The organism is Limibacter armeniacum (assembly GCF_036880985.1).
In the GTDB taxonomy this organism is placed as follows: domain Bacteria; phylum Bacteroidota; class Bacteroidia; order Cytophagales; family Flammeovirgaceae; genus Limibacter; species Limibacter armeniacum.
This window is the reverse complement of record NZ_JBAJNO010000003.1, coordinates 118,404-139,828: the sequence shown is the minus strand read 5'-3', so window position 1 is coordinate 139,828 and position 21,425 is coordinate 118,404. Positions and strand designations below refer to the sequence as shown.

At 40.0% G+C, this 21,425-nt stretch carries 16 protein-coding genes; 12 read left to right on the top strand and 4 right to left on the bottom strand.

Going from position 1 to position 21,425, the window contains the following annotated elements:
• Position 1: 1 nt before the first annotated feature.
• The 4 genes from V6R21_RS03035 to V6R21_RS03020 all read left to right on the top strand — a co-directional run bounded on the left by V6R21_RS03035 (position 2) and on the right by V6R21_RS03020 (position 4,962).
• Positions 2-1,912 carry a WG repeat-containing protein gene (locus tag V6R21_RS03035; protein ID WP_334240766.1) on the top strand — a complete coding sequence of 637 codons (1,911 nt, stop codon included), beginning with the start codon at positions 2-4 and terminating at the stop codon, positions 1,910-1,912.
• 99 nt (positions 1,913-2,011) lie between these two features.
• Positions 2,012-2,644: a hypothetical protein gene (locus tag V6R21_RS03030; protein WP_334240764.1), complete on the top strand. Its 633-nt coding sequence runs from the start codon at positions 2,012-2,014 to the stop codon at positions 2,642-2,644.
• Positions 2,645-2,816: 172 nt separating this feature from the next.
• Positions 2,817-3,689, top strand: a complete 873-nt coding sequence (locus V6R21_RS03025) for a GLPGLI family protein (protein ID WP_334240762.1) — start codon at positions 2,817-2,819, stop codon at positions 3,687-3,689.
• 40 nt (positions 3,690-3,729) lie between these two features.
• Entirely contained in the window at positions 3,730-4,962 is a 1,233-nt protein-coding gene (locus V6R21_RS03020) for a TonB-dependent receptor (protein ID WP_334240760.1), read from the top strand.
• Here the strand turns inward: V6R21_RS03020 and V6R21_RS03015 are convergent.
• Positions 4,949-6,055 carry an IS4 family transposase gene (locus V6R21_RS03015; RefSeq protein WP_334240759.1) on the bottom strand — a complete coding sequence of 369 codons (1,107 nt, stop codon included), beginning with the start codon at positions 6,053-6,055 and terminating at the stop codon, positions 4,949-4,951. The genes V6R21_RS03020 and V6R21_RS03015 overlap by 14 nt on opposite strands.
• A 150-nt stretch (positions 6,056-6,205) precedes the next feature.
• On the opposite strand from V6R21_RS03015, the gene V6R21_RS03010 reads away from it, so the two are divergent.
• The 4 genes from V6R21_RS03010 to V6R21_RS02995 all read left to right on the top strand — a co-directional run bounded on the left by V6R21_RS03010 (position 6,206) and on the right by V6R21_RS02995 (position 10,737).
• Entirely contained in the window at positions 6,206-7,627 is a 1,422-nt protein-coding gene (locus V6R21_RS03010) for a hypothetical protein (protein ID WP_334240757.1), read from the top strand.
• A gap of 27 nt (positions 7,628-7,654) precedes the next feature.
• Positions 7,655-8,323 (top strand): fibroblast growth factor, encoded by a 669-nt coding sequence (locus tag V6R21_RS03005; RefSeq protein WP_334240755.1) that lies wholly within the window; start codon positions 7,655-7,657, stop codon positions 8,321-8,323.
• 171 nt (positions 8,324-8,494) lie between these two features.
• Positions 8,495-9,601: an IS4 family transposase gene (locus V6R21_RS03000; RefSeq protein ID WP_334240753.1), complete on the top strand. Its 1,107-nt coding sequence runs from the start codon at positions 8,495-8,497 to the stop codon at positions 9,599-9,601.
• A gap of 71 nt (positions 9,602-9,672) precedes the next feature.
• The gene (locus tag V6R21_RS02995) at positions 9,673-10,737 is read left to right on the top strand and encodes a PQQ-binding-like beta-propeller repeat protein (protein ID WP_334240751.1); all 1,065 of its coding nucleotides are present in this window, start codon (positions 9,673-9,675) and stop codon (positions 10,735-10,737) included.
• A 100-nt stretch (positions 10,738-10,837) separates the two neighbouring features.
• On the opposite strand, the gene V6R21_RS02990 is transcribed toward V6R21_RS02995, so the two are convergent.
• Positions 10,838-12,385, bottom strand: a complete 1,548-nt coding sequence (locus V6R21_RS02990) for a S8 family peptidase (RefSeq protein WP_334240749.1) — start codon at positions 12,383-12,385, stop codon at positions 10,838-10,840.
• 219 nt (positions 12,386-12,604) lie between these two features.
• Between V6R21_RS02990 and V6R21_RS02985 the strand changes: the two genes are divergently transcribed.
• Positions 12,605-13,144 (top strand): GDSL-type esterase/lipase family protein, encoded by a 540-nt coding sequence (locus V6R21_RS02985; protein ID WP_334240747.1) that lies wholly within the window; start codon positions 12,605-12,607, stop codon positions 13,142-13,144.
• 86 nt (positions 13,145-13,230) lie between these two features.
• Here the strand turns inward: V6R21_RS02985 and V6R21_RS02980 are convergent, their stop codons facing one another.
• Together V6R21_RS02980 and V6R21_RS02975 are read right to left on the bottom strand one after the other, a co-directional pair.
• Entirely contained in the window at positions 13,231-14,895 is a 1,665-nt protein-coding gene (locus tag V6R21_RS02980) for a formate--tetrahydrofolate ligase (RefSeq protein ID WP_334240745.1), read from the bottom strand.
• Positions 14,896-15,202: 307 nt separating this feature from the next.
• Positions 15,203-15,529: a hypothetical protein gene (locus tag V6R21_RS02975; protein ID WP_334240743.1), complete on the bottom strand. Its 327-nt coding sequence runs from the start codon at positions 15,527-15,529 to the stop codon at positions 15,203-15,205.
• 223 nt (positions 15,530-15,752) lie between these two features.
• Here V6R21_RS02975 and V6R21_RS02970 point away from each other — a divergent pair, with 223 nt between their 5' ends.
• The 3 genes from V6R21_RS02970 to V6R21_RS02960 are packed head-to-tail and all read left to right on the top strand — an operon-like array spanning position 15,753 to position 21,379.
• Positions 15,753-16,862: an efflux RND transporter periplasmic adaptor subunit gene (locus tag V6R21_RS02970; protein WP_334240741.1), complete on the top strand. Its 1,110-nt coding sequence runs from the start codon at positions 15,753-15,755 to the stop codon at positions 16,860-16,862.
• A gap of 28 nt (positions 16,863-16,890) precedes the next feature.
• Positions 16,891-20,049, top strand: a complete 3,159-nt coding sequence (locus V6R21_RS02965) for an efflux RND transporter permease subunit (protein WP_334240739.1) — start codon at positions 16,891-16,893, stop codon at positions 20,047-20,049.
• Positions 20,036-21,379 carry a TolC family protein gene (locus V6R21_RS02960; RefSeq protein WP_334240737.1) on the top strand — a complete coding sequence of 448 codons (1,344 nt, stop codon included), beginning with the start codon at positions 20,036-20,038 and terminating at the stop codon, positions 21,377-21,379. Before V6R21_RS02965 ends, V6R21_RS02960 begins: the two co-directional genes overlap by 14 nt.
• Positions 21,380-21,425: the final 46 nt, after the last annotated feature.

Genomic DNA, 21,425 nt, shown 5'->3' with positions numbered 1-21,425 from the left:
CATGAGAAAACATGTGTGGCTGACTGCTATACTGACAGGCTTACTGAACTTAGCTTTTGCTCAGGGCAATGAAACTTTGATTCCCTTCCGTCATGGACAGGTTTGGGGAGCGGTGGATAAAGATTTTAATGAAGTTATTCCTTTTAACTATGATCAGGTTTCTTTTCTGACTGACCAGTATTACAAAGTCAAGATAAAAGGAACGGAAGGCGTAATGGACAACAAAGGACGCTATGTAATCGAGGCAAAATACGATGCTGTAGCCCCATTGAACGATACCCTGTTTCAGGTTTTTTTGGACGGAAAAGTAGGCGCTAAGCTAGATACAGGAACCACTATATTGCCAATCCAATACAAAACCATTACGTCAGTTAAAGATACGCCTTACTTGATTGTGGAGATGGAGAAGAAATTTGGCGTGATGGATGTGAAAGGAAAGGAGCGGATCAAACTTTACTTCGATGGGGTCAACCACTTCAGAGACCAGTACTTTACAGTAAGGGAAGGTAGTCGCTATATGTTGGTGGATGACCAAATGCAGTCCATAACCAAAGACTATTATGATGATATTGTAGCATTGGGGGAAACTTTACTGCTGATTAAAAGAGGAGAAAAATGGGGTTGTATGGACTATAGCGGCAAGCTGGTTGTACCCATTCTTTTTGATAGGGTGATGGAAGCTGAAAAAGGTTATTTACAGGTTCAGAAAGGGGAGCAGTTTGGACTTTATAATCTTGAAGGTAAACAGCTCTTGCCCGTTGAGTTTGGTAAACAAATCTATCTTTTTGAAAGCCAAAAAGTCTGGGTCAGTAAAGGTCAGAATTGGTTAGAGTATCAGTTGGATAATCGACAGTATCAACCAGTAGCCTACACAGTAGTAGTGGATAGTCTGAGAGGATATGTCAGGGTGATGAAGGATGATAACATGGTATTGGTAAATAAGCAGATGGAAGAAGTAACGCCTACTAAATACTATGAGGTTAAACCCTACAACAGTCAGTTGTTTATGGTGCAGAGAGAAAAGAAATGGGGGCTGATTGACAAAAAAGGAGTAGAGATACTTCCACTTGAATATGACAACATCAATGACTTTTTAAATGGTGAACGAAAACATAAAGCAGCTTTTGAATACGACCGTATTTGGGATATGCCTGAAACAGATAACAATAAGCAGAAGAAAGTCACCGACAACGAAGGGCTGAACAAAGTAAAGAAAGGAGAGAAATGGGCACTGATCAATGGAGAAGGCAAATTACTGACTCCTGCTGTCTTTGACGAAATTGGGATTACCGATCAGGAAGGTCCCGTATGGATCAGACAGGGAGAATTGTATGGCGCATTGGCAGCCAATGGCAAACAACTGATTGCACCAGCCTATCAGGGGATAGAATGGAATCAGGAGCGGGAAGTGTTTAAAGTGATTGTCAATGACAAAAACGGTATTGTAGACAAGAGTGGTAAGACCTTGGTAGCACCCACTTATAACCAGTTGCTTTGGTGTAAGGACGGTAAACAATTAATCGTCAAAAAAAATAACCAATGGGGATGTATTGCACTCGATGATCAAACCATAATTCCATTTGAATATGACCGACTGATGGATTTAGATAAGGAATATCTAGTGGGAATAAAAACTGATAAAGCGGTTTTACTGGATAGAAATGGGAAGGTAGTGATACCTGCAAAGTACACCCATATCGAATTGGCAAGGGATAAGCAGCGTAAACCAATTGAAGGGTTGTTTGTAGTAAGGGATGGTTACAAGGCAGGACTTGTAAATCGGAATGGAAAAGAATTGATTCCAGCCCAGTATGATCAATTAAATTATGAACGTGATGGGCTGATCAGGGTACAGCAAAATAAGCTGGGAGGTTATTTTGATACAACAGGAACCAAGTATTTTGCAGAGTGAAAATATTAACATTTTGATTTAAAATTTGAAAATCCATTCTATTGTGATTATATAGAATGGATTTTTGTTTTAACTTATAATTTTTTAAATACACTTTCTATGATTAGCCTAAAATTTAAAATTGCTACCTTTTTATTTATTATATCACTCTTTTTTATATCTAAAACAGCGATTTCACAAAGTTATCTGATAACCAATGATGGTGATACTATAAGGGGAATCATTGAAGATAAATCTTTTATTGCAGAAATGCCGTTACTTATGGAGGTAAAACCCTTTTTTTATAAGGTTGTTAATTATGACTCAAATGGTAAAAAAATAACCAGAGTGATGGGCGAAGACGTGAAAGAGGCAAAAGTAGGTGGAATTAAATTTATACGGAAAAGAACAAAATTAGCTAATTCAAAAAAGAAAATTAATCAACTGATGGAAGTGGTTATTATAGGGTATACCACTTTATATAAAATAACAACCACAGTATCACACTATACACCTAATACTTTAGGAGTTGGAAGACACAGTTTTACCAGTGAACAAGATAGTTATTACCTCGAGAAGCCTGATGGTAGTTTATATTTTATCCCTATGTATTATAAAAAAATGGCTAAAGTATTTAGTGATGACCCTGTAACAGAAGCCATGATTTTGAATAGAGCATTAGGCTTTAGAAAAATCGAAATGATAGTGGAAGGATATAATAAAAGAATGGAGGAAAAGCAGAAAGTGAATTGATAACTAGGCTTATAGAGGTAATGACAATAGATTTTTTAAAGAAGGTTTTAAGTTAGTTGATGACTGAATTTTTCCCAAAAATTTAGTCAATATGTTCAATGCATTTATTCATCTCATTGCCATTTTTTATATAAAGTCGGGTAAGAATAATTTAATAACCAATTAATCTATCATGAAACATATACTTTTATTTTTTATCATCTTATTTTCTTCTCAAATAAGCTATTGTCAAGAAGAATTAGGTCAATCGGAGGTGAAATGTATATATAACTATTCTTTTCAACCTTGGGAAAACGATACAACATCTATAGAAGATGATTATGTGTTAGTTTTTAATAAGGATCACTCTTTATTTACCCCGCTTAAAGCACATGAAAGAAGTGTTTTTTGGCAACAACAAAATGCTTCTATTGCTAATTTAATGAGTGTTAATAGCAAAGATGCTGGATTAGAATTCTCCTCAGCTAATTGTTATTTAAATATTTATAAGAACTACCAAGAAAATTATTCAGAGTTTATTCATTCAAGTAATACAACACTAGTAAATTATATGTTTACTGAATCCAAATCAGATTTGATATGGAACATTACTGAAGAGATGGACACTATTCAAAATTACCTTTGCTATAAGGCCACAACTCAATACGGTAAATATGATATAGTGGCTTGGTTTACTCCTGAAATTCCTCATTCTGATGGTCCACATGCTTTTTGGGGATTACCAGGTCTTATTGTAAAACTTTATGACAGTAAACATATTCATAATTTTCTACTTAAAAGTGTAGAAAATTACGATACCTATGCTATAAAAATCTCAGGAATTATAAGGTATATCTCTACTAGAAAGGAAAAAGACGTCCCTAAGATTATTAAGAATGCGAATAAGTTATTAGACAAGGGGTATAGCCTTGTGCCGGAAATTTACTTGGATACTAAGGTAAAACCGATTGAGGATAATTCCCCCGAAAATATCAACGCGATAAAACTAAAGTATATCTTATATGATAACTCACTTTTTAAATTTAATACGCAAAACTCGCAATAATAAATATTTATCTTATTGAAAGTTATACCAATTTTTTTAGATGAAAGTATTTGTCACATTTATATCTCTCTTCTTAATCTGTTCTTTTGCTTGGGGACAAACTTCCGTTAAAGGGCGTATCAATGATGAAAAAGGTGCGCCTATCCAGGGGGCTAGCGTTATTGCTTATCCAGTAGGCCAAAATACCATTTTGGGCTTTGGTATTTCCAGTGAGGATGGTGCTTATAATGTTAGCCTTAAAAATCCTTCGGACAGTGTTCAAGTTACTGTTCGCTCTTTAGGATTTGAAATTCAAAGCAGGGTTATTTCAATTCAAAATTTAACGGCTGACTTCACAATGATTACAGCTGATAAATACCTGAAAGAACTAGAAATTAAAGCGGATCCTATTACGGCTGAAGGTGATACCATTAATTATACCACAGATGCTTTTGCCAGAGAGGGGGATGAGTCTCTTGAGGATGTATTGAAACGCCTTCCGGGAGTTGAGGTAAGTAAAAATGGAACTATTTCTTATCAGGGGAGGTCTATCAATAAGTTCTATATCGAGGGCAAAGACCTTCTTGGTGGCCAGTATACGATTGCCTCTAAGAACCTTCCTAAAAATGCGGTTGCATCCATAGAAGTCATCAAAGACCACCAACCTATCAAAATGCTACAAGATGTAGTGCATTCCATTGATCCAGCCATCAATATTGTGCTCAAAGAAGGAGTGACAGTGACCGGAAATGCAGAGGTAGGAGGAGGTGTACCTAGTATTTGGTATGGCAAATTGACGCCCATGCTTTTTAATAAAAAACATCAAAGTGTAAATGTCATTTCCTCTACAAACAGTGGGAGGGATGAGCTTAGTATGTTTAATTATGCAAGCCTCTATGACTTTCTTGAGTTTGGGGGGGTGATGGAGAGCAATCCACCTTATCTTTTGGGTATTCCTCCTATTGAAAATAACCTTTTCAATAAGTCTGAATATAATGACCATCAAACACACGTAATTACAACCAATTACATTACTGGTTTTGGTAAGGGAGATTTGAAAGTAAATATTGATGCTTATGATGACTTACGTTTTCAGGAGTCCATTACAGATTTACAATATTTTATCCCAAACGATACCATTCAAATTCAAAACTCACAGCGGGCTGATTATCGAGAGAAGTATCTAAAAACAAGACTAACTTTTGAACATAATGAGAAAGAAGGTTACTTCAATAATGTATTTCATTTTAAGGTCAAAGACCACTCTACGGTACACTTTTTTATAACCAACTAAAAACCAGTTTTTCAGATGGTGTTTTGGAACTAATTCCCCTCCAAAACTTCTTCCAAAGTCCTTTGATCTCATTACCTACTTGGCGGGGTCTCGTACAGAAATGCTCCTGCAACAGATCTTTTCCCTTTCTGAAATAGCTGTTCTCCCTGTAACCGTGGTTCTTTACTTTTATGTTTTGTACTTTTTCATGGAAAGCCACGCCAAATAAGTGACAAACAGCAAAGGCCATACACACCACAGCAAAAAGTCTTTCAAGCCGATCCAATTTGGTCAGGTGAGTGGCTTCCAGGTTGAATCCCCGCCCTTTGAGCGACTGGAAGAACACCTCGATGCTCCACCGTTTTCTATAGCTTGACAGCAAGCCGCTTTTCATCAGGTTTGAGACTACGATCAGGTAGTCCTTTCGCCCGTTTTTATCCTTGGTCATCTGCATGGAAAGGGTCAGGTCCATTCCATAGATCGTCGCTCTTCGGTCAGTGCAACGAAAACCTTCTTTGCTCCATACCTCTCCTGTTTTCTCCACACCATCGATGTTGATTTTGTGGTGTGATGGAATCCGAACGCAGAAGACAATCCCTTGCATGGTCATAAACCGAAGCCACTTTTTGCCGATAAACTCTCGGTCTGCAATCACTTTCCCGATCCGCTCGGGAGGTACAATCTGAAGCACTTCCTTCAGCAAATCAATACGCTCCTGCTGGTGGCTGTTTCCTTTTTTGTCCAGTAGCCGAAAAGCCAGTGGGAAACCCACGCCATGACTGTAGGCCGTCACGGCCAGAATATTCACTGCCTGCTTTCTGGACTGCCAGTTGGTTCGGTCAATGCAGAGGGTGATCTTTCCGGATGGCAGGCAGGAAAACAACCATGCCATCAGGGCCTGATAATTGAACACAGCTCCTGACATAAAGCGTTTGACTTGCTTGGTCCGAGAAGCTTTTTGTGCCTTGGATGGCAAGTTTTTGGCTATCTGATGAAATTGCACATTTTCATCTTCCACCAAGGCCGTAATTAGCTTGGCTAGTACCTGTTTGCTTGGTTTGCCTTTGACGATTTGGAAACCGCAGAGGATTTCAAGTATATTTGCAGTCAACATAAAGGTAAAGGTCTGGCTTGTGGTTTTGGCGAACGGCAAAGTTAGACCTTTGCTTTTTCTTGCCCCAATCAGCCCTTAAATAACCTGCAAATATCCTGTAATCCAGTATTACACCCTTAACTCACTTTGTTATTAAAACTGTACCGTAGAGTGGTCAAAGACAATCAAGGACTTTCTGATTTCTATCAAAACGATGAATTTATCCCACAAAAGGTGCAACAAACTTTTTTTAGTATAGGGAATAAGCTTTCTCAAGTGATCAAAATAAAGGAGTCTTATTATCAACTCAACTCCTTTTTAGAGTATACAAGAACGCCAGAACAATTGAGCTTCACCGGAGGTCCATTAGCAAAATTGCAAGCTGAATATGAAAGAGTAGTGCAAAACACATTACAGCAGCAGTTGAAGGGCTATATTGGAACCAGTATCATTAAAAAATGGCATGCATATACCTTGGATACGAAATTCAGCTTCAATTATCAATACAAAACACTCTTCTCCTATCCTCAAGACAACATTGAAAATAATCAAGAGGAGGCAAGCAATGACCTCAGTTACACGCACTGGATTCCAAAAATATCACCCAATTTTCGTTATGAGAAAAATGGTTTGTCTTTTTATTTTACGCCCCATATATCTTTTCAATCTCGTACACTAAATGACTTAGTGCTAAAATCAACGGATCAAGTTAATCAATTTGTCTTCGAGCCCTCTACACATATTCGATATAAATACAGAAATTTTACTCTCGACAACTCATATACTTTTCAGAATAATTTCTCAGAGCTGCCACAAATGTACAGTGGCATAATTATTAAGGATTTCAGAACGGCGCATCAATTACCTTTATCCATCTTATCAACTCAGTCATACGCTTTCAGTTCAACATTGGCATATGATAATCCGTCATCTGCATTAAGTGCCAAAGCTCAATATAGGTTTAATAGTAATTCAAAAGATTGGATCAATCAATATGATATTAATGAGGATGGAGTTGCCCTCATTAAAACTTCAAATTTCAATAACAACAAAGGCACAAGTCATTTGGTATCAGGAAATTTTCATTGGTTTATCCTAGACTTAGTGACTAATGTTAGAAGTAAGGTCACGATGAATACATCCAATGAGAACGTTATTGTCAACGAAACGACTAATCAAAATACAACAACGTCATTAGCATGGGAAGGGATGATTGATTTTCCTATTGTTAAAGAACTCATATTTACTACCTACTATAATAGTAACTACACTAAAAACTCTTTAGAAGAGTTAGAACCAGCTGACTGGAACCAAAAAATATGGGGAGTTGATATTGAGTTTAATAAGAAAAAGCACCAATTCAAATGGCATAACAAATGGATAGAACATACTTTTATTGAGGATGAATTCTTATATCTTGATTTTTCTTATCAATACAAGTTTAATCAAAAAACATTTGTGCGTTTTACTGCACAAAATTTGTTGAACAACAGAAATTACACACAAGCGAATTTTGACCCATATTTTAGTCAGCAAACCTATTACCTTCTTCGACCTCGTCAATTGATGGTAACGGTAAGATTTAAATTATAAGTTTGTACTTATAAAAATTTAGAAATAATGACAATAGATTTTTTTAAAGTTGACTTTCAATTAGTTGATATCCAATTTAAACGTTCTAAAGGGTATCGATATGTGTTTGAAAATTTAAGCGGTAAGGAGAAGTATTTCTTGTTGTCAAATCCCTACTTTTTCAACTTGAATAGTTATCATTCAATTTTTCGAATAAAGACTTGTAAGTTTTTAGATAATTATTTTAGATCCTTAGCTACTGTCACTATAATTTTGGATATACTCTTTCTTATTTTTAAAGGTAACGGAATCTTAATTATTCCTGCTGTTCCATTTTTGATATGTCTATATGTGTTGACTCTATTATTAAGTGTGCCATATTATTCCTTTCAGTTAAAGAAAGAGAAGAATTATATAGATGATTGTGTCAAAATAAAAGGAGTTGTCCACAGTAAGAGGTATAAAAACTCAGGGGAAGACCAAACTTTGTATCTAAATGTAAGATATGTTGTCGAGGACAAAGCTTATAGGTATGAATACGCTCCAGATGGTTCCCCTTCTGATTGGGGAAAAGTTGGCGATCAGGTAGACTTATATGTGGGAGAAAGATTCCCAAGAGTTGTCAAAATTAATAATTATGGAAACAAGAATTTGTTAGAGATACTTGTTCCGTTACTGACAGTAATCGTAATAGTTAGACTGTTATTTCTAATTTAGAGGTTAAATAAGTGTTTGCACTCTACGGTACAGTTTTAATAACAAAGTGAATTAAGGGTGTAATGCTGGATTACAGGATATTTGCAGGTTATTTAAGGGCTGATTGGGGCAAGAAAAAGCAAAGGTCTAACTTTGCCGTTCGCCAAAACCACAAGCCAGACCTTTACCTTTATGTTGACTGCAAATATACTTGAAATCCTCTGCGGTTTCCAAATCGTCAAAGGCAAACCAAGCAAACAGGTACTAGCCAAGCTAATTACGGCCTTGGTGGAAGATGAAAATGTGCAATTTCATCAGATAGCCAAAAACTTGCCATCCAAGGCGCAAAAAGCTTCTCGGACCAAGCAAGTCAAACGCTTTATGTCAGGAGCTGTGTTCAATTATCAGGCCCTGATGGCATGGTTGTTTTCCTGCCTGCCATCCGGAAAGATCACCCTCTGCATTGACCGAACCAACTGGCAGTCCAGAAAGCAGGCAGTGAATATTCTGGCCGTGACAGCCTACAGTCATGGCGTGGGTTTCCCACTGGCTTTTCGGCTACTGGACAAAAAAGGAAACAGCCACCAGCAGGAGCGTATTGATTTGCTGAAGGAAGTGCTTCAGATTGTACCTCCCGAGCGGATCGGGAAAGTGATTGCAGACCGGGAGTTTATCGGCAAAAAGTGGCTTCGGTTTATGACCATGCAAGGGATTGTCTTCTGCGTTCGGATTCCATCACACCACAAAATCAGCATCGATGGTGTGGAGAAAACAGGAGAGGTATGGAGCAAAGAAGGCTTTCGCTGTACTGACCGAAGAGCGACGATCTATGGAATGGACCTGACTCTTTCCATGCAGATGACCAAGGATAAAAACGGGCGAAAGGACTACCTGATCGTAGTCTCAAACCTGATGAAAAGAGGCTTGCTGTCAAGCTATAGAAAACGGTGGAGCATCGAGGTGTTCTTCCAGTCGCTCAAAGGGCGGGGATTCAACCTGGAAGCCACTCACCTGACCAAATTGGATCGGCTTGAAAGACTTTTTGCTGTGGTGTGTATGGCCTTTGCTGTTTGTCACTTATTTGGCGTGGCTTTCCATGAAAAAGTACAAAACATAAAAGTAAAGAACCACGGTTACAGGGAGAACAGCTATTTCAGAAAGGGAAAAGATCTGTTGCAGGAACATTTCTGTACGAGATCCCGCCAAGTAGGTAATGAGATCAAAGGACTTTGGAAGAAGTTTTGGAGGGGAATTAGTCCCAAAACACCATCTGAAAAACTGGTTTTTAGTTGGTTATAAAAAAGTGTACCGTAGAGTGAAGTGTTTGCACATTGATATTGTTTTATTTGACTAATTGCAAATAGAATATTATGAAATTCATAATAATATTATTGACTTTATTATTTGTTAATTCTTGTCTTTCAAAGCATGATGACAAAGAGATGGAGCACCTGACATTAGTCTGGAAAATCGACAATATAAAATGGAATGCAACATCATTGATATATAAAGAAAACTACCTCTATGGTTTGACACGTAATAAGATAATTAAAATAAATTTTGAAGATGGAAAAGTGATTTGGGAAAATGATAACAGTACTAGTTATGATAATCAACAGCCATTAATAATTTATGATCATATTTTTGTGGGAGGATTTGATAAAATCACGTGTTTCAACTTGGATGGTGATATTGGATGGTTTAATAAAATTGGGGATAAGATAGGACAGACCTTATGCCATCAAGATTCTTTGATTTTTGGATCCGTTAGGGGGCAAGGGATATATGCTTTCGATCAGAATGATGGTAGGATAGTATGGCAAACAAAACCTGAATATAGACAGATGTCATCGTCTAAGCCTGTTATTCAATCGTCATTACTGATAGCTAGTGACATGGATTTCTCTGATAAATCAAATAAGTACACTGCTGCAATCGATCCCCGAAATGGAGGTATTATCTGGAAAACTGCTCACACAGGTTATTTTGGTAGTAAAGCAGTCTTAGATAGTCAAAATATATTTGTCTGTTATGATTCTATCTATAAAAAAGGAATGATCCGATCACTGAGTGTAAATGATGGTAAAGTAAATTGGGAAACCCCTCTGCGTCCGCAAGCACATTATAAACCTTTAGTTGTAGGGGATAAAATTTTTGTTCCCTCATATGAAAAAGGCATTACCTGTTTAAACAAAAACACGGGTGAAGTTTTATGGAACACATCTGGAAAAGATTACTCACCTAGTACGGAACTGATTAATTATAAAGATGGAATATTCTATGGGACTTTTTCTAGGAAATTCATAGGTGTTGATCAAGATGGCAATATCTTCTTAGAAGAGAATTTTGATTATGGTATAGGAAATCCTTTAATAATCAATGGAGAGCTATATGTTAATGATGGTGGAGGGAGCATGTATAAGCTTAGACTTTAATATGTATTGTGCAACTTTGTGAATCATTAGGGTATTGATAAAAATAAACCCCTCCAATCCAGAATAAGGATAGGAAGGGCTTTGTATTTAAAAATGAGTTTTACTGCACTGCTGCCAATGCATTCAAGGTTCCCCACCCATATTCGCTACTTTTGTTAGGGTAAAGGTCAGCTGTCTGTTTCAGCTTGTTTAGTACCTGATCCCTTGTCCAGCTTGGGTTTTTAGCCCATACCAAGGCTGCGATACCTGCTGCTGTAGCAGTTGCTACCGAAGAGCCTCCTACTGTGGATGGTGCATTGCCACTCATGGCAAGCGTCAAAGGTTTGGTATTGCTGCCAGCACGCTCCATCACAATGGTAAAGTCTACCTTGCTGCCGGAGTGGCAAACATCACATTTGTTGTAGCTACCTTCCTTGATACCTGTTACGGCTACGGTCTCTGACATGGTTGCAGGGAAGATAACACCGTACCAGTTGGTAAAGTTGGTGGAAGTACCTGCTGCTGCAAAGATCAGTTTTCCTTTGCCATAAGCATAACGGATGGCATCAGCTACCTTTGAGTTGCTGAATACATCACCAATCGACATACTGATGATTCTTACATCACTTCTGTTGCCAATTCCTACCAAGGCATCCGCTACACCTGTTTTTTCATTGCTGGCATTGATGACTACATCACCTGTGCCACGGTAGGCTACTAGGTTGGCATTATAGGCAACACCAACCGAAGCACCTACACTGCCTCGTGGAGCCGCTATGGTACCCGCCATTGCTGTACCGTGACCGCACTGGTCATCTGGACCATCCAGTTCGCCCCACCACCAGATGGAGTTCACATAGGTGCCGTATTTTTGTATAAAACGGTTAGTGGACAGTCCTGAGCTGAAAGCCCCATTCAGGTTGTTCTGGTTAGGGGATATACCAGTGTCAATCAGTCCGACACCGATATTGTCGCCTGTACTGTAGTTCCATGCCTGCTCGATATTCATATAGGCATAGTTCCATGATACCTTAGCATTTGGTGTGACCACATGGTAGTCAGAAGATGGCAATGTGCCGGCATAGTTACTGTCACAACCGGAGTCGCTGGTAGTTCTGACATTGGTGTTCCCTCTTCCGAAATCCACCTCATAGCCAAGTGGTTCGGCATAGCGTACATCTTCACGGCTTCGGATTTTTGAGATCACCTCAATATCTGTCACCTTGATTTCAAAAAATGGGAGTACGTCATGTGCAAAATACGACAAGTTACCCACTCTGAGGTTACTTCCATTTTTGGCATTGATCAGGTCAACGATTTCAGTCAATACCTCATTTTTGGTGGCTTTCCATTGGTCCTGACTGATGTCAATGTTAGCCATTCTTTTGGAGATGTCACTTTCATCAGTTGGTTTGTAGCCTATCGTCAGGATACTGTCCCCTTGTAGCAGGGCACTCCAGAGCATTCTGTCAGAGGCTTGGTTCCAGTTGAATTCGTCGGAGGTTTGGAGGCTGTTGATGATGGCTTTGTCGATTTCCTGTCGGGTCATCAGTTGTTCTTGGACTTCTTGAATTGGTTCTTGCAGGATTTCGTCTTGGTCAGTACATGCAGACAAAAATCCAATGGTTAGCAAGATTGCTACCCATAGTTTGGGTTGTGTGTAGTTCATGGTTTTGGTTTAATAAATGAATATTAATCATTTGATTATTAAATGATTACTCATTCAATTTATTAACAATTGAATTAAAATAGAAGCATAAAATGAAATTTTGTAAATAAATTTTTGAGATATCTTAAGACTAAAAAACGGTTAGGAAAACAGTACACAGATGCATTATCTTGATCTTGTAATTAAAAGAAAGACCGATAACCAATACACTTTATCAAAATGAAAATACTGATGTTGGGTGACTCGATCACCGATGGGTTTGATACAGGAAAGCTGCTTTTGAACTGGGATGTCAATAATCAGGGTGTCTCTGGTGACAGTACCCATGAGTGCGCTGGAAGGATTAATGGTTCATGGTTCAATGATATTCCCTATGACTATATTTTTCTATGTATAGGCACCAATGACTTGGCTAGGTACCGCCATGATGATGAGATTCTGGAATGGATTTCCCATATCTATGATAAGGTAAGAAGACATACAAAGAAGGGAAAGTTTGTGTTTATTTCTCTTTTCCCGACAAGAGATAACGAGCCTCGTCCAAATGACCGAATTGATGGTTTAAACCAAAAACTGCATCAATTGGCAGAGGAGTTAAGAGCGTCCTATTTTGACCTGAACCCTTATTTTAAGGATGAGTCAGGAAGGTTGAAAGCCGAATTTACAGATGATGGTTTGCACCTGACTGATGAAGGATACCAATGTTGGACAGGTGTGTTGAAAGTCTTTATTTCTGCGAATATAGCGGAGACGGAATGATAAAAAAAGCCTTATCCGATTGGATAAGGCTTTATCAAAACAAAAATCACTAATATAAAACACCTAAGTATTAAGTTCTTTTCCAGTTAGGAAAGCCCCTCAATTTCTCCATTAATTACATCAATATGTTCTGCTGCCGGTACTTTTGGCAAACCCGGCATACGCATGATTGTACCAGCCTTGGCGACAATAAATCCAGCACCCTTATTGATGATCAGGTCATCTATGGTGATGCGGAAGTTATGGGCAACACCATAGTTCGCAGGGTTGTCGCTGAAAGAATACTGCGTCTTGGCAATGCAGACTGGAAGTTGCTCCAGTCCTAAACGTTTGATCTTACGCAGCATCGTTGGAGCCTTTCCTTCCAGTACGATTCCCTCTCCTCCGTAGATTTGTTTGACAATGGCTTCCAGTTTTTCTTCAAGACTGTCCTCAGTTTTATAACTGAAATGCAGCTTACTTTTACCATTCTCTACTGCATCAACTACTACTTTAGCCAAGTCTATAGCACCTTCACCGCCTTCAGCAAATGCATTCAGCGTAGCGATACGAAGCCCTCGGTCTCTAGCCCAATTTCGGACAATGGTCATTTCAGACTCTGTATCGGTAGGAAACTTGTTTAAGGCAATGACGACTTCCTGTCCAAAAGCGAGTAGGTTACGAACATGCTTTTCCAGGTTTTCTAACCCTTTGTATATACCATCAAGGTTTTCAGCTTTAATTGCAGAGAGGTCTACACCTCCATGCATCTTAAGTGCTTGGCAGGTTGCCACAATGACTGTAGCCTTTGGAACGATACCTGTTTTTCTGCATTTAATATTAAAGAATTTTTCAGCACCAAGATCAGCACCGAAGCCAGCTTCTGTTACCGCATAATCACCATAGGTCATAGCCATTTGCGTTGCAAGAACGGAATTGCATCCATGTGCAATGTTGGCAAATGGACCTCCATGTACAAAAGCAGGCGTATTCTCAGTGGTTTGAACCAAGTTCGGGTCAAGCGCATCTTTCAGCAGTGCTACAATAGCACCGGCGATGCCTAAATCTTGTACCATGAACGCTTGATTGTCTGCAGTATAACCTAGCAAGATATTTTCAATACGAGCCCTCAGATCATCTAGGTCTGTGGAAAGGCAGAGAATTGCCATGATTTCTGAGGCAGGCGTAATATCAAATCCTGATTCAGCCATGACTCCATTGGCATTGCCTCCAACACCTGTTACAATCTGGCGTAAGTTTCGGTCATTGACATCCAATACCCTTTTCCAAACAACTTCCTTTAACATTTTGCCCGTGAAACGATTTTGGTGCTGGTAGTTGTCCAGCATTGCCGCAATCATATTATGGGCAGAAGTGATCGCATGGAAATCTCCTGTAAAGTGCAGGTTGATTTTTTCCATTGGCAGTACCTGCGCATAACCACCACCAGCAGCGCCGCCTTTCATTCCAAAGCAAGGACCCAATGAAGGTTCCCGAAGGGCTACGATGGCATTCTTGCCAATCTTGTTTAACCCCAACGTCAATCCGATGGAAGTTAAGGTTTTACCATTTCCTGATTTGGTTGGCGTGATGGAAGTAACCAGTACCAGATTGGATTGTTTGACCTTTTCAAGGTCTACTAAAGTGTGTGGAACTTTAGCAATATGTTTACCGAACGGATATAGTTCATCAGTTGGAATATTGACTTTCTCAGCTATCTGTTGAATTGGTTGAAGGACAGTCTCCCTCGCAATATGGATATCTGTTTTCATATGTTTTGGTATGTGTGCGTTGTCAAAAATTGGCGTATGCAATTTTCCAGGTTTTATAAATAGAAAAAAGTGAGAGAAGTCAATATGAAGTGGTGACATTAATGTTAGAGGGGCGGGGAAATACATTAACGCAAACTATGGATTAAAAACTTAGCGTTGTAGCTTACCCTTTTAAGGAAAATGTCCCGAAGTGTGATTTTAATATATTGATAAAGAGTTTGTTGTGTGTGGTTTTAGTTGTGGTTGTAGCAAAAAAAGCTGCCTTATTTTAGAAGGCAGCTTTTTAAACTAGATCAGTTTAACTGATTTATATGCATCCCATTTTTTCTTTCAGTTCCTCAATATTTCCACTCATCAGCAGAGTGAAATATTGTTCTACCTCTTGAGCACTATCTAGCTGTTTTGTAAACTCATTGGCTTTGCCTTCTGCAAATTGGACTATGACCATATGGTCCTGATGTGCCTCCATCGTGATCTCGTTGTCTAACCCCTCTACAATCACACCAACCCAAAAGGCACCATAGTTTTCTTCCATATCAGCAATGTCAATAATTGCCTTTTGGATATCTTTCATGGTAATAACATCCTTACTGAAACCGTTGGCATACTCGATATATGAATCTTCTACTTTCATGTTCTTTACTTTTTTTGTGACAACAATATTGGGTGCGAAGGTATCTATAAAAATGTTATTTTTTCAACAGCCTAAGTATTGCATCTGAAACAATTTCATCCTCTATCTTTTCGGGTTCATCCACTTTCAATTCGTGTTTATATAAATCATCTCCACTTTTGAGCCGTGCCTGAAGGCATATCCAGAAACGCTCTATCAATATTTTTTGAAAACATAAGCACAAATGAAGAAGAAACAATTCATGTCAGTAGGGGCAGGGGTACTGATCCTGTTAGTAGCTGTTGCTTTCCTGAAACTTATGCCGGAACAGGCTAAGGCTAAAGCTGAAATCAAGGAGAAAAAAGCACCATTGGTTGAGGTGATCCATCCAGTAGCTCAGGAAGTGGATAACATCATCAAGGCGACCGGAAAACTGACAGCCAAAGAACGCTTTGAAATATATGCACAGGTAGATGGTGCTTTAGAGGCATCTGCCAAGGTATTTAAGGAAGGTAAGTATTACCGTAAAGGTGCGGTTGTATTGAGTATTGACAAGCAGGAAAACCTGATGAGTTTGCTTGCTCAGAAAAGTAATTTCCTTTCAAGCGTTACAGCCATCATCCCAGACTTGAAATCAGACTTTCCTGAAAGCTATCCGCAATGGAAAAAGTATCTGGAAGAGCTGAACCTCAACAATTCACTGAAGGCACTTCCTGAACCAGCGACAGAAAAAGAAAAATACTTTATCGCAGGAAAAGGCATCTACAATTCCTATTACTCTATCCAGTCAGCAGAAGAACAACTGAGAAAGTTTGTCATCAGAGCACCTTTCAGTGGTGTGGTGACTCAATCAATGGTTGCTGTAGGAAAGGCTGTAAGACCTGGAACACAATTGGGTGAGATGATCAATACAAGCGCTTACGAGCTTGAGTTGACTGTTCCACTAAAGGATGTTGCTTATCTGAAAGCTGGAGATGTGGTAGCACTTTCATCAGTGGATATAGAAGGTCAATGGGATGGGAAAATCGCAAGAATTGGAGGTAACATTGATGCTAGTTCCCAGTCTGTAAAGGTATTTGTAGCGACTTCAGGAAAGGAACTGAAGGAAGGGATGTTTCTGGAAGCAGAAATTACTGCCGATAAATTTGAAGGTGCTGTTACGCTACCGAGAAAGCTGCTGACTGGCAGCAAGGTGTTTGTGGTCGTGAACGACAAACTGAAGCTTCAACCTGTAGAGGTACTAGCCGAAAAGGAAAACATCGCCATTGTAAAGGGATTGCCTGCCAACAGTGCGGTATTGTCCACGGTGATGAAGAGTGCCTTTGAAGGCATGTCTGTACAGGTAAAAAAGTAATGAACTGTCAACCTCAGCAACTTAGCTCATGAGAAAACTTATTGAATACTTTATCAAGTTTCCGTTGGCAGTCAACCTTGTGATGGTACTGATTGTCTTTTTCGGATTTATTGGGGCAAGCAGGATGAATAGCAACCTGTTTCCAAATAGCCCTAAGCGAAATATTATGGTGGAAGCCGTTTATCCGGGTGCTTCCCCTGAAGAAGTGGAGGAAGGAGTTGTCCTAAAGATTGAGGAAAACCTCAAAGGCGTAACGGGTCTGGAACGACTGACTTCTGTGTCATCGGAAAACAGTGGACAGGTAACCGTAGAGATGATATCAGGTACGGATATGACACAGGCATTGGCTGATGTTGAAAATGCCGTGAACCGTATCAGCTCATTCCCTACAGGTGTGGAGTCCATTATCACCTACAAGCAGGAAAATACCAACTTCGTAATCAACTTTGGTATTACAGGGGATAAGGTGAACCTGCATACACTCAAGGAAAATGCGCGCAAGATTGAGAAGGACCTGATGGCGATCAGAGGGATTTCAAAAGTATCCTTGTCAGGCTTTCCGGATGAAGAAATTGTGATCCTGTTGGATGAGTCTGCCATGCAGGCTTATAACCTGACTTTTCAGGAGGTGGCAGCAGCTGTATCTGAAGCAAACCTTAACCTGACAGGTGGTAGCATCAAGGATGGTAAGGAAGAGTTTTTTATTCGTGTCAAAAGCAAAGGATACCAGAGTGAGGAACTTGACCATTTGGTAATCAGGAATACTGAAAATGGTGGTGTGATCAGGCTGAAGGATGTGGCTGAAGTCAAAGACCAATGGAAAGATACACCAACCAAGGCATTGTTAAATGGAAATCGGACAGCCATTGTGACAGTAAGCTGTACCTATGAGGAGGATGTAGTAAATATCTCCAGCCTTGTAAAAGACTATATCAACAATTTCAATCAGGAAAATGAATTGCTGGAAGCGACAGTCATCAAGGACATGTCTGTTATCCTTCAACAACGTCTTGACCTGCTGACAGAAAACGGTATTATGGGTATCGTTTTGGTACTGGTCTTCCTTTCATTATTCCTGAATCCTCGTATTGCGTTTTGGGTAGCAGGAGGTATTCCGATATCCATTCTGGGTATGTTTATCATTATCTCCTATACCGCCGTTACGATCAATATGATTACCCTCTTTGCCATGATTGTGGTACTGGGTATTCTGGTGGATGATGCGATTGTGATTGCCGAGAATATTTACCAGCATTATGAGAAAGGGAAGACATCCGTAAAGGCAGCCATTGATGGAACAATGGAGGTAATTCCGGCAGTACTTTCAGCAGTATTAACCACAATGGTGGCATTCTCAGCCTTTATATTCCTAGATGGAAATATGGGTGACTTTTTCTCGGAGATGTCCATGATTGTGATCTCGATCCTGTTTGTATCGTTGATAGAAGGGCTGATCATTCTCCCTGGACATATTGCTCACTCAAAGGCATTGAAAAAAGGTTACAAGAAGAGCTTCAAGCCTACACAGTACACCGAGGACGCTATGCGTTGGGCTAAAGAAAACTTGTATCGCCCTGCAATTATATTCCTGTTAAGAAACAAACTGGTAGCCATCTGTACGCCAACTGCGCTGTTTATGATTGCCATTGGCATGATTGCAAAGGGCTATGTAGGGGTGACTTTCTTCCCTTATGTGGAAGGTGATGACATTACCTTATCGTTGCAGATGCCAACGGGTACACAAGAGGAGGTTACGTCAAAATGGGTTGATGAGATCAATAAGGCAATTAACGAGGTAGACAAGGAGTTGACAGCGAACCAGCCTGAGGGCAGACATATGATTCAGCAGGTGTCAGAAAGCTACCAAAACTCAGAAAACAAGGTTCAGGTCAGTATTACCCTATTGGATGCTGAAGTAAGAACAGGAGGTATTTATGATGTCATCAATGGTATTCAGCAGCGTGTGCCATCCATTCCGGGAGCAGAGAAGTATGAGTTTGTAGCATTTTCTCCATTCGGAAAGCCTTTCGCACTTTCATTGAACCATTCAGATATTTCTTCATTGAGCAAAGCCAAGGAAGAGCTGAAACAGATGCTTACAAAAATTCCTGAACTAAGGGATATTGCGGATAACACGCCAGTAGGTAGCCGTGAGATTCACCTGCAACTGAAAGAGAAAGCCAATCTTTTGGGAATAAGCTTGCAGGATGTGATTGGTCAGGTAAGACAGGCATTCTTTGGTCTGGAGGTACAACGCCTTCAAAGAGGACAGGACGAGGTAAGGGTTTGGGTACGTTACAAGCCTGAAAACAGAAATGCAATTGGACAGCTGGAGGATATGAAAATCCGCCTTTCGAACGGAAATGCCTATCCGCTTTCTGAGATTGCCACGCTAAGTTTTGTCAATGGCTATTCGGCTATCAATCACCTTGACTTTCAGCGTGAAGTGCAGATTACTGCCGAGCTGACAGATCCTGACGCATCCGTTCCGGAGATTATCAAGAAGGTAAACGAGAAATATATCCCTGAGCTTCAGCACAAGTACCCTGGACTTACAGCCAGCTATGACGGTCAGAAACGTGAGCAGGACAAGGTGATGCGCTCTGCCAAAGTGGTACTGCCAGTTGTGATGGTATTGATGCTAGCCATTGTCATATTTACCCTTCGATCGGTAAGCCAGTCCATTCTGGTGTTTGCCATGATTCCTTTCAGTTTTATTGGGGTGATTATAGCCCATTGGATTCACAGTGTACCTATCTGTATTATCTCGTTCCTTGGGGTGATTGCACTTGTTGGGGTAGTGGTCAATGATTCATTGGTATTGATCAATGCCTTGAACATTAACCTGAAGCAAGGAATGAAATACGTTGATGCATTGGTTGAAGCAGGAGCATCTCGTTTCCGTCCAATCCTGTTGACTTCCCTGACTACCATTGCAGGTATGGGACCGATGGTTTTTGAGAAGAGCTTGCAGGCTCGTTTCCTTGTACCGATGGTAGTGACCATTGCCTATGGTATTCTGGCAGCTACATTGGCTACACTATTTGTATTGCCAGTCTTGTTGACACTGGTCAATAAGTTGAAGGTACTGTGGGCTTCATTAAAAACAGGAAAGGCAGTAACCTCAGAAGAAGTGGAAAGTGCGATCAAGGAAATTAAATACGAATACACACATGAAGAAGTATAAATTCAGTATGCTGATGCTGAGCCTGCTTTCAATTTCAACAGTGGGACTTGGTCAGGAAAAACTGACACTGCAGCAGGCAGTAGAAACAGCATTGAGCAGTAACTATCAGCTAAAAGTAGCGGAGACGCAAAAGGAAATTGCATCTAAGAATGCCCAAGTAGGTAATGCAGGTCTATTGCCCTCAGTTTCATTAAATGCTGGAGCAGATTACTCCAATACAGATACAGAGGTGGAGTTTGTACAGGCAGGAGGTGCTGGTGGCAGTGAATTGAGCACTAACAGACAGGAAATCAATGGTGCTACTTCACTGAGCTATAATGCAAAGCTACAAGTGGATTACGTGCTGTTTGATGGGTTCGGTAACCGATATAATTTCAGAAAACTGAAAGAGACAGAAAACCTTGAATCTTTGAAATACCATCAGGAAATGGAAAGTACCATGCTTCAGGTAGTACAATATTATTACGAGGTTTGTCGTCAGCAACTGAACCTGAAATCAGCGCAGGTTTCAATGGACGTGTCAAGACAGCGACTTGAGAAGGTAAATGAGCAGTATCAGTACGGACAACAAAATCGTTTGGCGGTATTGAATGCTGAGGTTGACTTGAACACGGACAGTACCAAGGTTTTGGAATCAGAGCAGGCTTTGGAGAAAGCGATTCGCAATCTGAATACGGTGATGGGGCAACCTGTAGATACAAACTACAAAGTTGAGGAGGATGTCACTTATCAGGAAAACCTTGACAGGGAAGAAATCATGGCTGAAGTGATCTCCAGTAACGCTTCCTTGCGTGTACAGCGAAAGCAGGAAGAAATCAGTATGTTGGATTCTAAGGTGACCAATGCCAATAGGTATCCGACCATAAGCCTTTATGGTGCATACGGATGGAACCAACAGGAGAACGATGCCAGCCAAATGGTCTATAACCGAAGCTTGGGACCATCAGCAGGGGTCAAGATGAGTATGAACCTCTTCAATGGTAGCCAGCAACGTATCAAGGAACAGAACGCTCGTTTGAATATTGAGGCGCAAAAGGCTACAACAACACAGCAACAACTGGAGCTGGAAAAGGAAGTTGCCAATGCTTGGACCGATTATGTTTACAAGAAACAGTTGGCAAAGATGGAAGAAACCAGTGTGGAGCAAGCAAGATTGAACTTTGAACAGACCGAGGAGTCCTACGCCTTTGGTCAGTCAAATACAGTCGAGTTCAGAGCTGCACAGGAAAACTTGTTAGAAGCAGAAAACAGGTTGAATAATGCCAGATATGCTGCAAAGATTTCAGAAGTAAATCTGTTGCAATTGGCAGGGATGCTGCTAAAGCAGTAAGCTTATTTAGGTACTGGAAAGCGGAATGCCTTGAATTGGGAATTCC

Bases quoted from the DNA above. Each gene is read 5' to 3' on its own strand.
- V6R21_RS03035 (WP_334240766.1), top strand. From the start codon at position 2: ATGAGAAAACATGTGTGGCTGACTGCTATACTGACAGGCTTACTGAAC.
- V6R21_RS03030 (WP_334240764.1), top strand. From the start codon at position 2,012: ATGATTAGCCTAAAATTTAAAATTGCTACCTTTTTATTTATTATATCA.
- V6R21_RS03025 (WP_334240762.1), top strand. From the start codon at position 2,817: ATGAAACATATACTTTTATTTTTTATCATCTTATTTTCTTCTCAAATA.
- V6R21_RS03020 (WP_334240760.1), top strand. From the start codon at position 3,730: ATGAAAGTATTTGTCACATTTATATCTCTCTTCTTAATCTGTTCTTTT.
- V6R21_RS03015 (WP_334240759.1), bottom strand. From the start codon at position 6,055: ATGTTGACTGCAAATATACTTGAAATCCTCTGCGGTTTCCAAATCGTC.
- V6R21_RS03005 (WP_334240755.1), top strand. From the start codon at position 7,655: ATGACAATAGATTTTTTTAAAGTTGACTTTCAATTAGTTGATATCCAA.
- V6R21_RS03000 (WP_334240753.1), top strand. From the start codon at position 8,495: ATGTTGACTGCAAATATACTTGAAATCCTCTGCGGTTTCCAAATCGTC.
- V6R21_RS02995 (WP_334240751.1), top strand. From the start codon at position 9,673: ATGAAATTCATAATAATATTATTGACTTTATTATTTGTTAATTCTTGT.
- V6R21_RS02990 (WP_334240749.1), bottom strand. From the start codon at position 12,385: ATGAACTACACACAACCCAAACTATGGGTAGCAATCTTGCTAACCATT.
- V6R21_RS02985 (WP_334240747.1), top strand. From the start codon at position 12,605: ATGAAAATACTGATGTTGGGTGACTCGATCACCGATGGGTTTGATACA.
- V6R21_RS02980 (WP_334240745.1), bottom strand. From the start codon at position 14,895: ATGAAAACAGATATCCATATTGCGAGGGAGACTGTCCTTCAACCAATT.
- V6R21_RS02975 (WP_334240743.1), bottom strand. From the start codon at position 15,529: ATGAAAGTAGAAGATTCATATATCGAGTATGCCAACGGTTTCAGTAAG.
- V6R21_RS02970 (WP_334240741.1), top strand. From the start codon at position 15,753: ATGAAGAAGAAACAATTCATGTCAGTAGGGGCAGGGGTACTGATCCTG.
- V6R21_RS02965 (WP_334240739.1), top strand. From the start codon at position 16,891: ATGAGAAAACTTATTGAATACTTTATCAAGTTTCCGTTGGCAGTCAAC.
- V6R21_RS02960 (WP_334240737.1), top strand. From the start codon at position 20,036: ATGAAGAAGTATAAATTCAGTATGCTGATGCTGAGCCTGCTTTCAATT.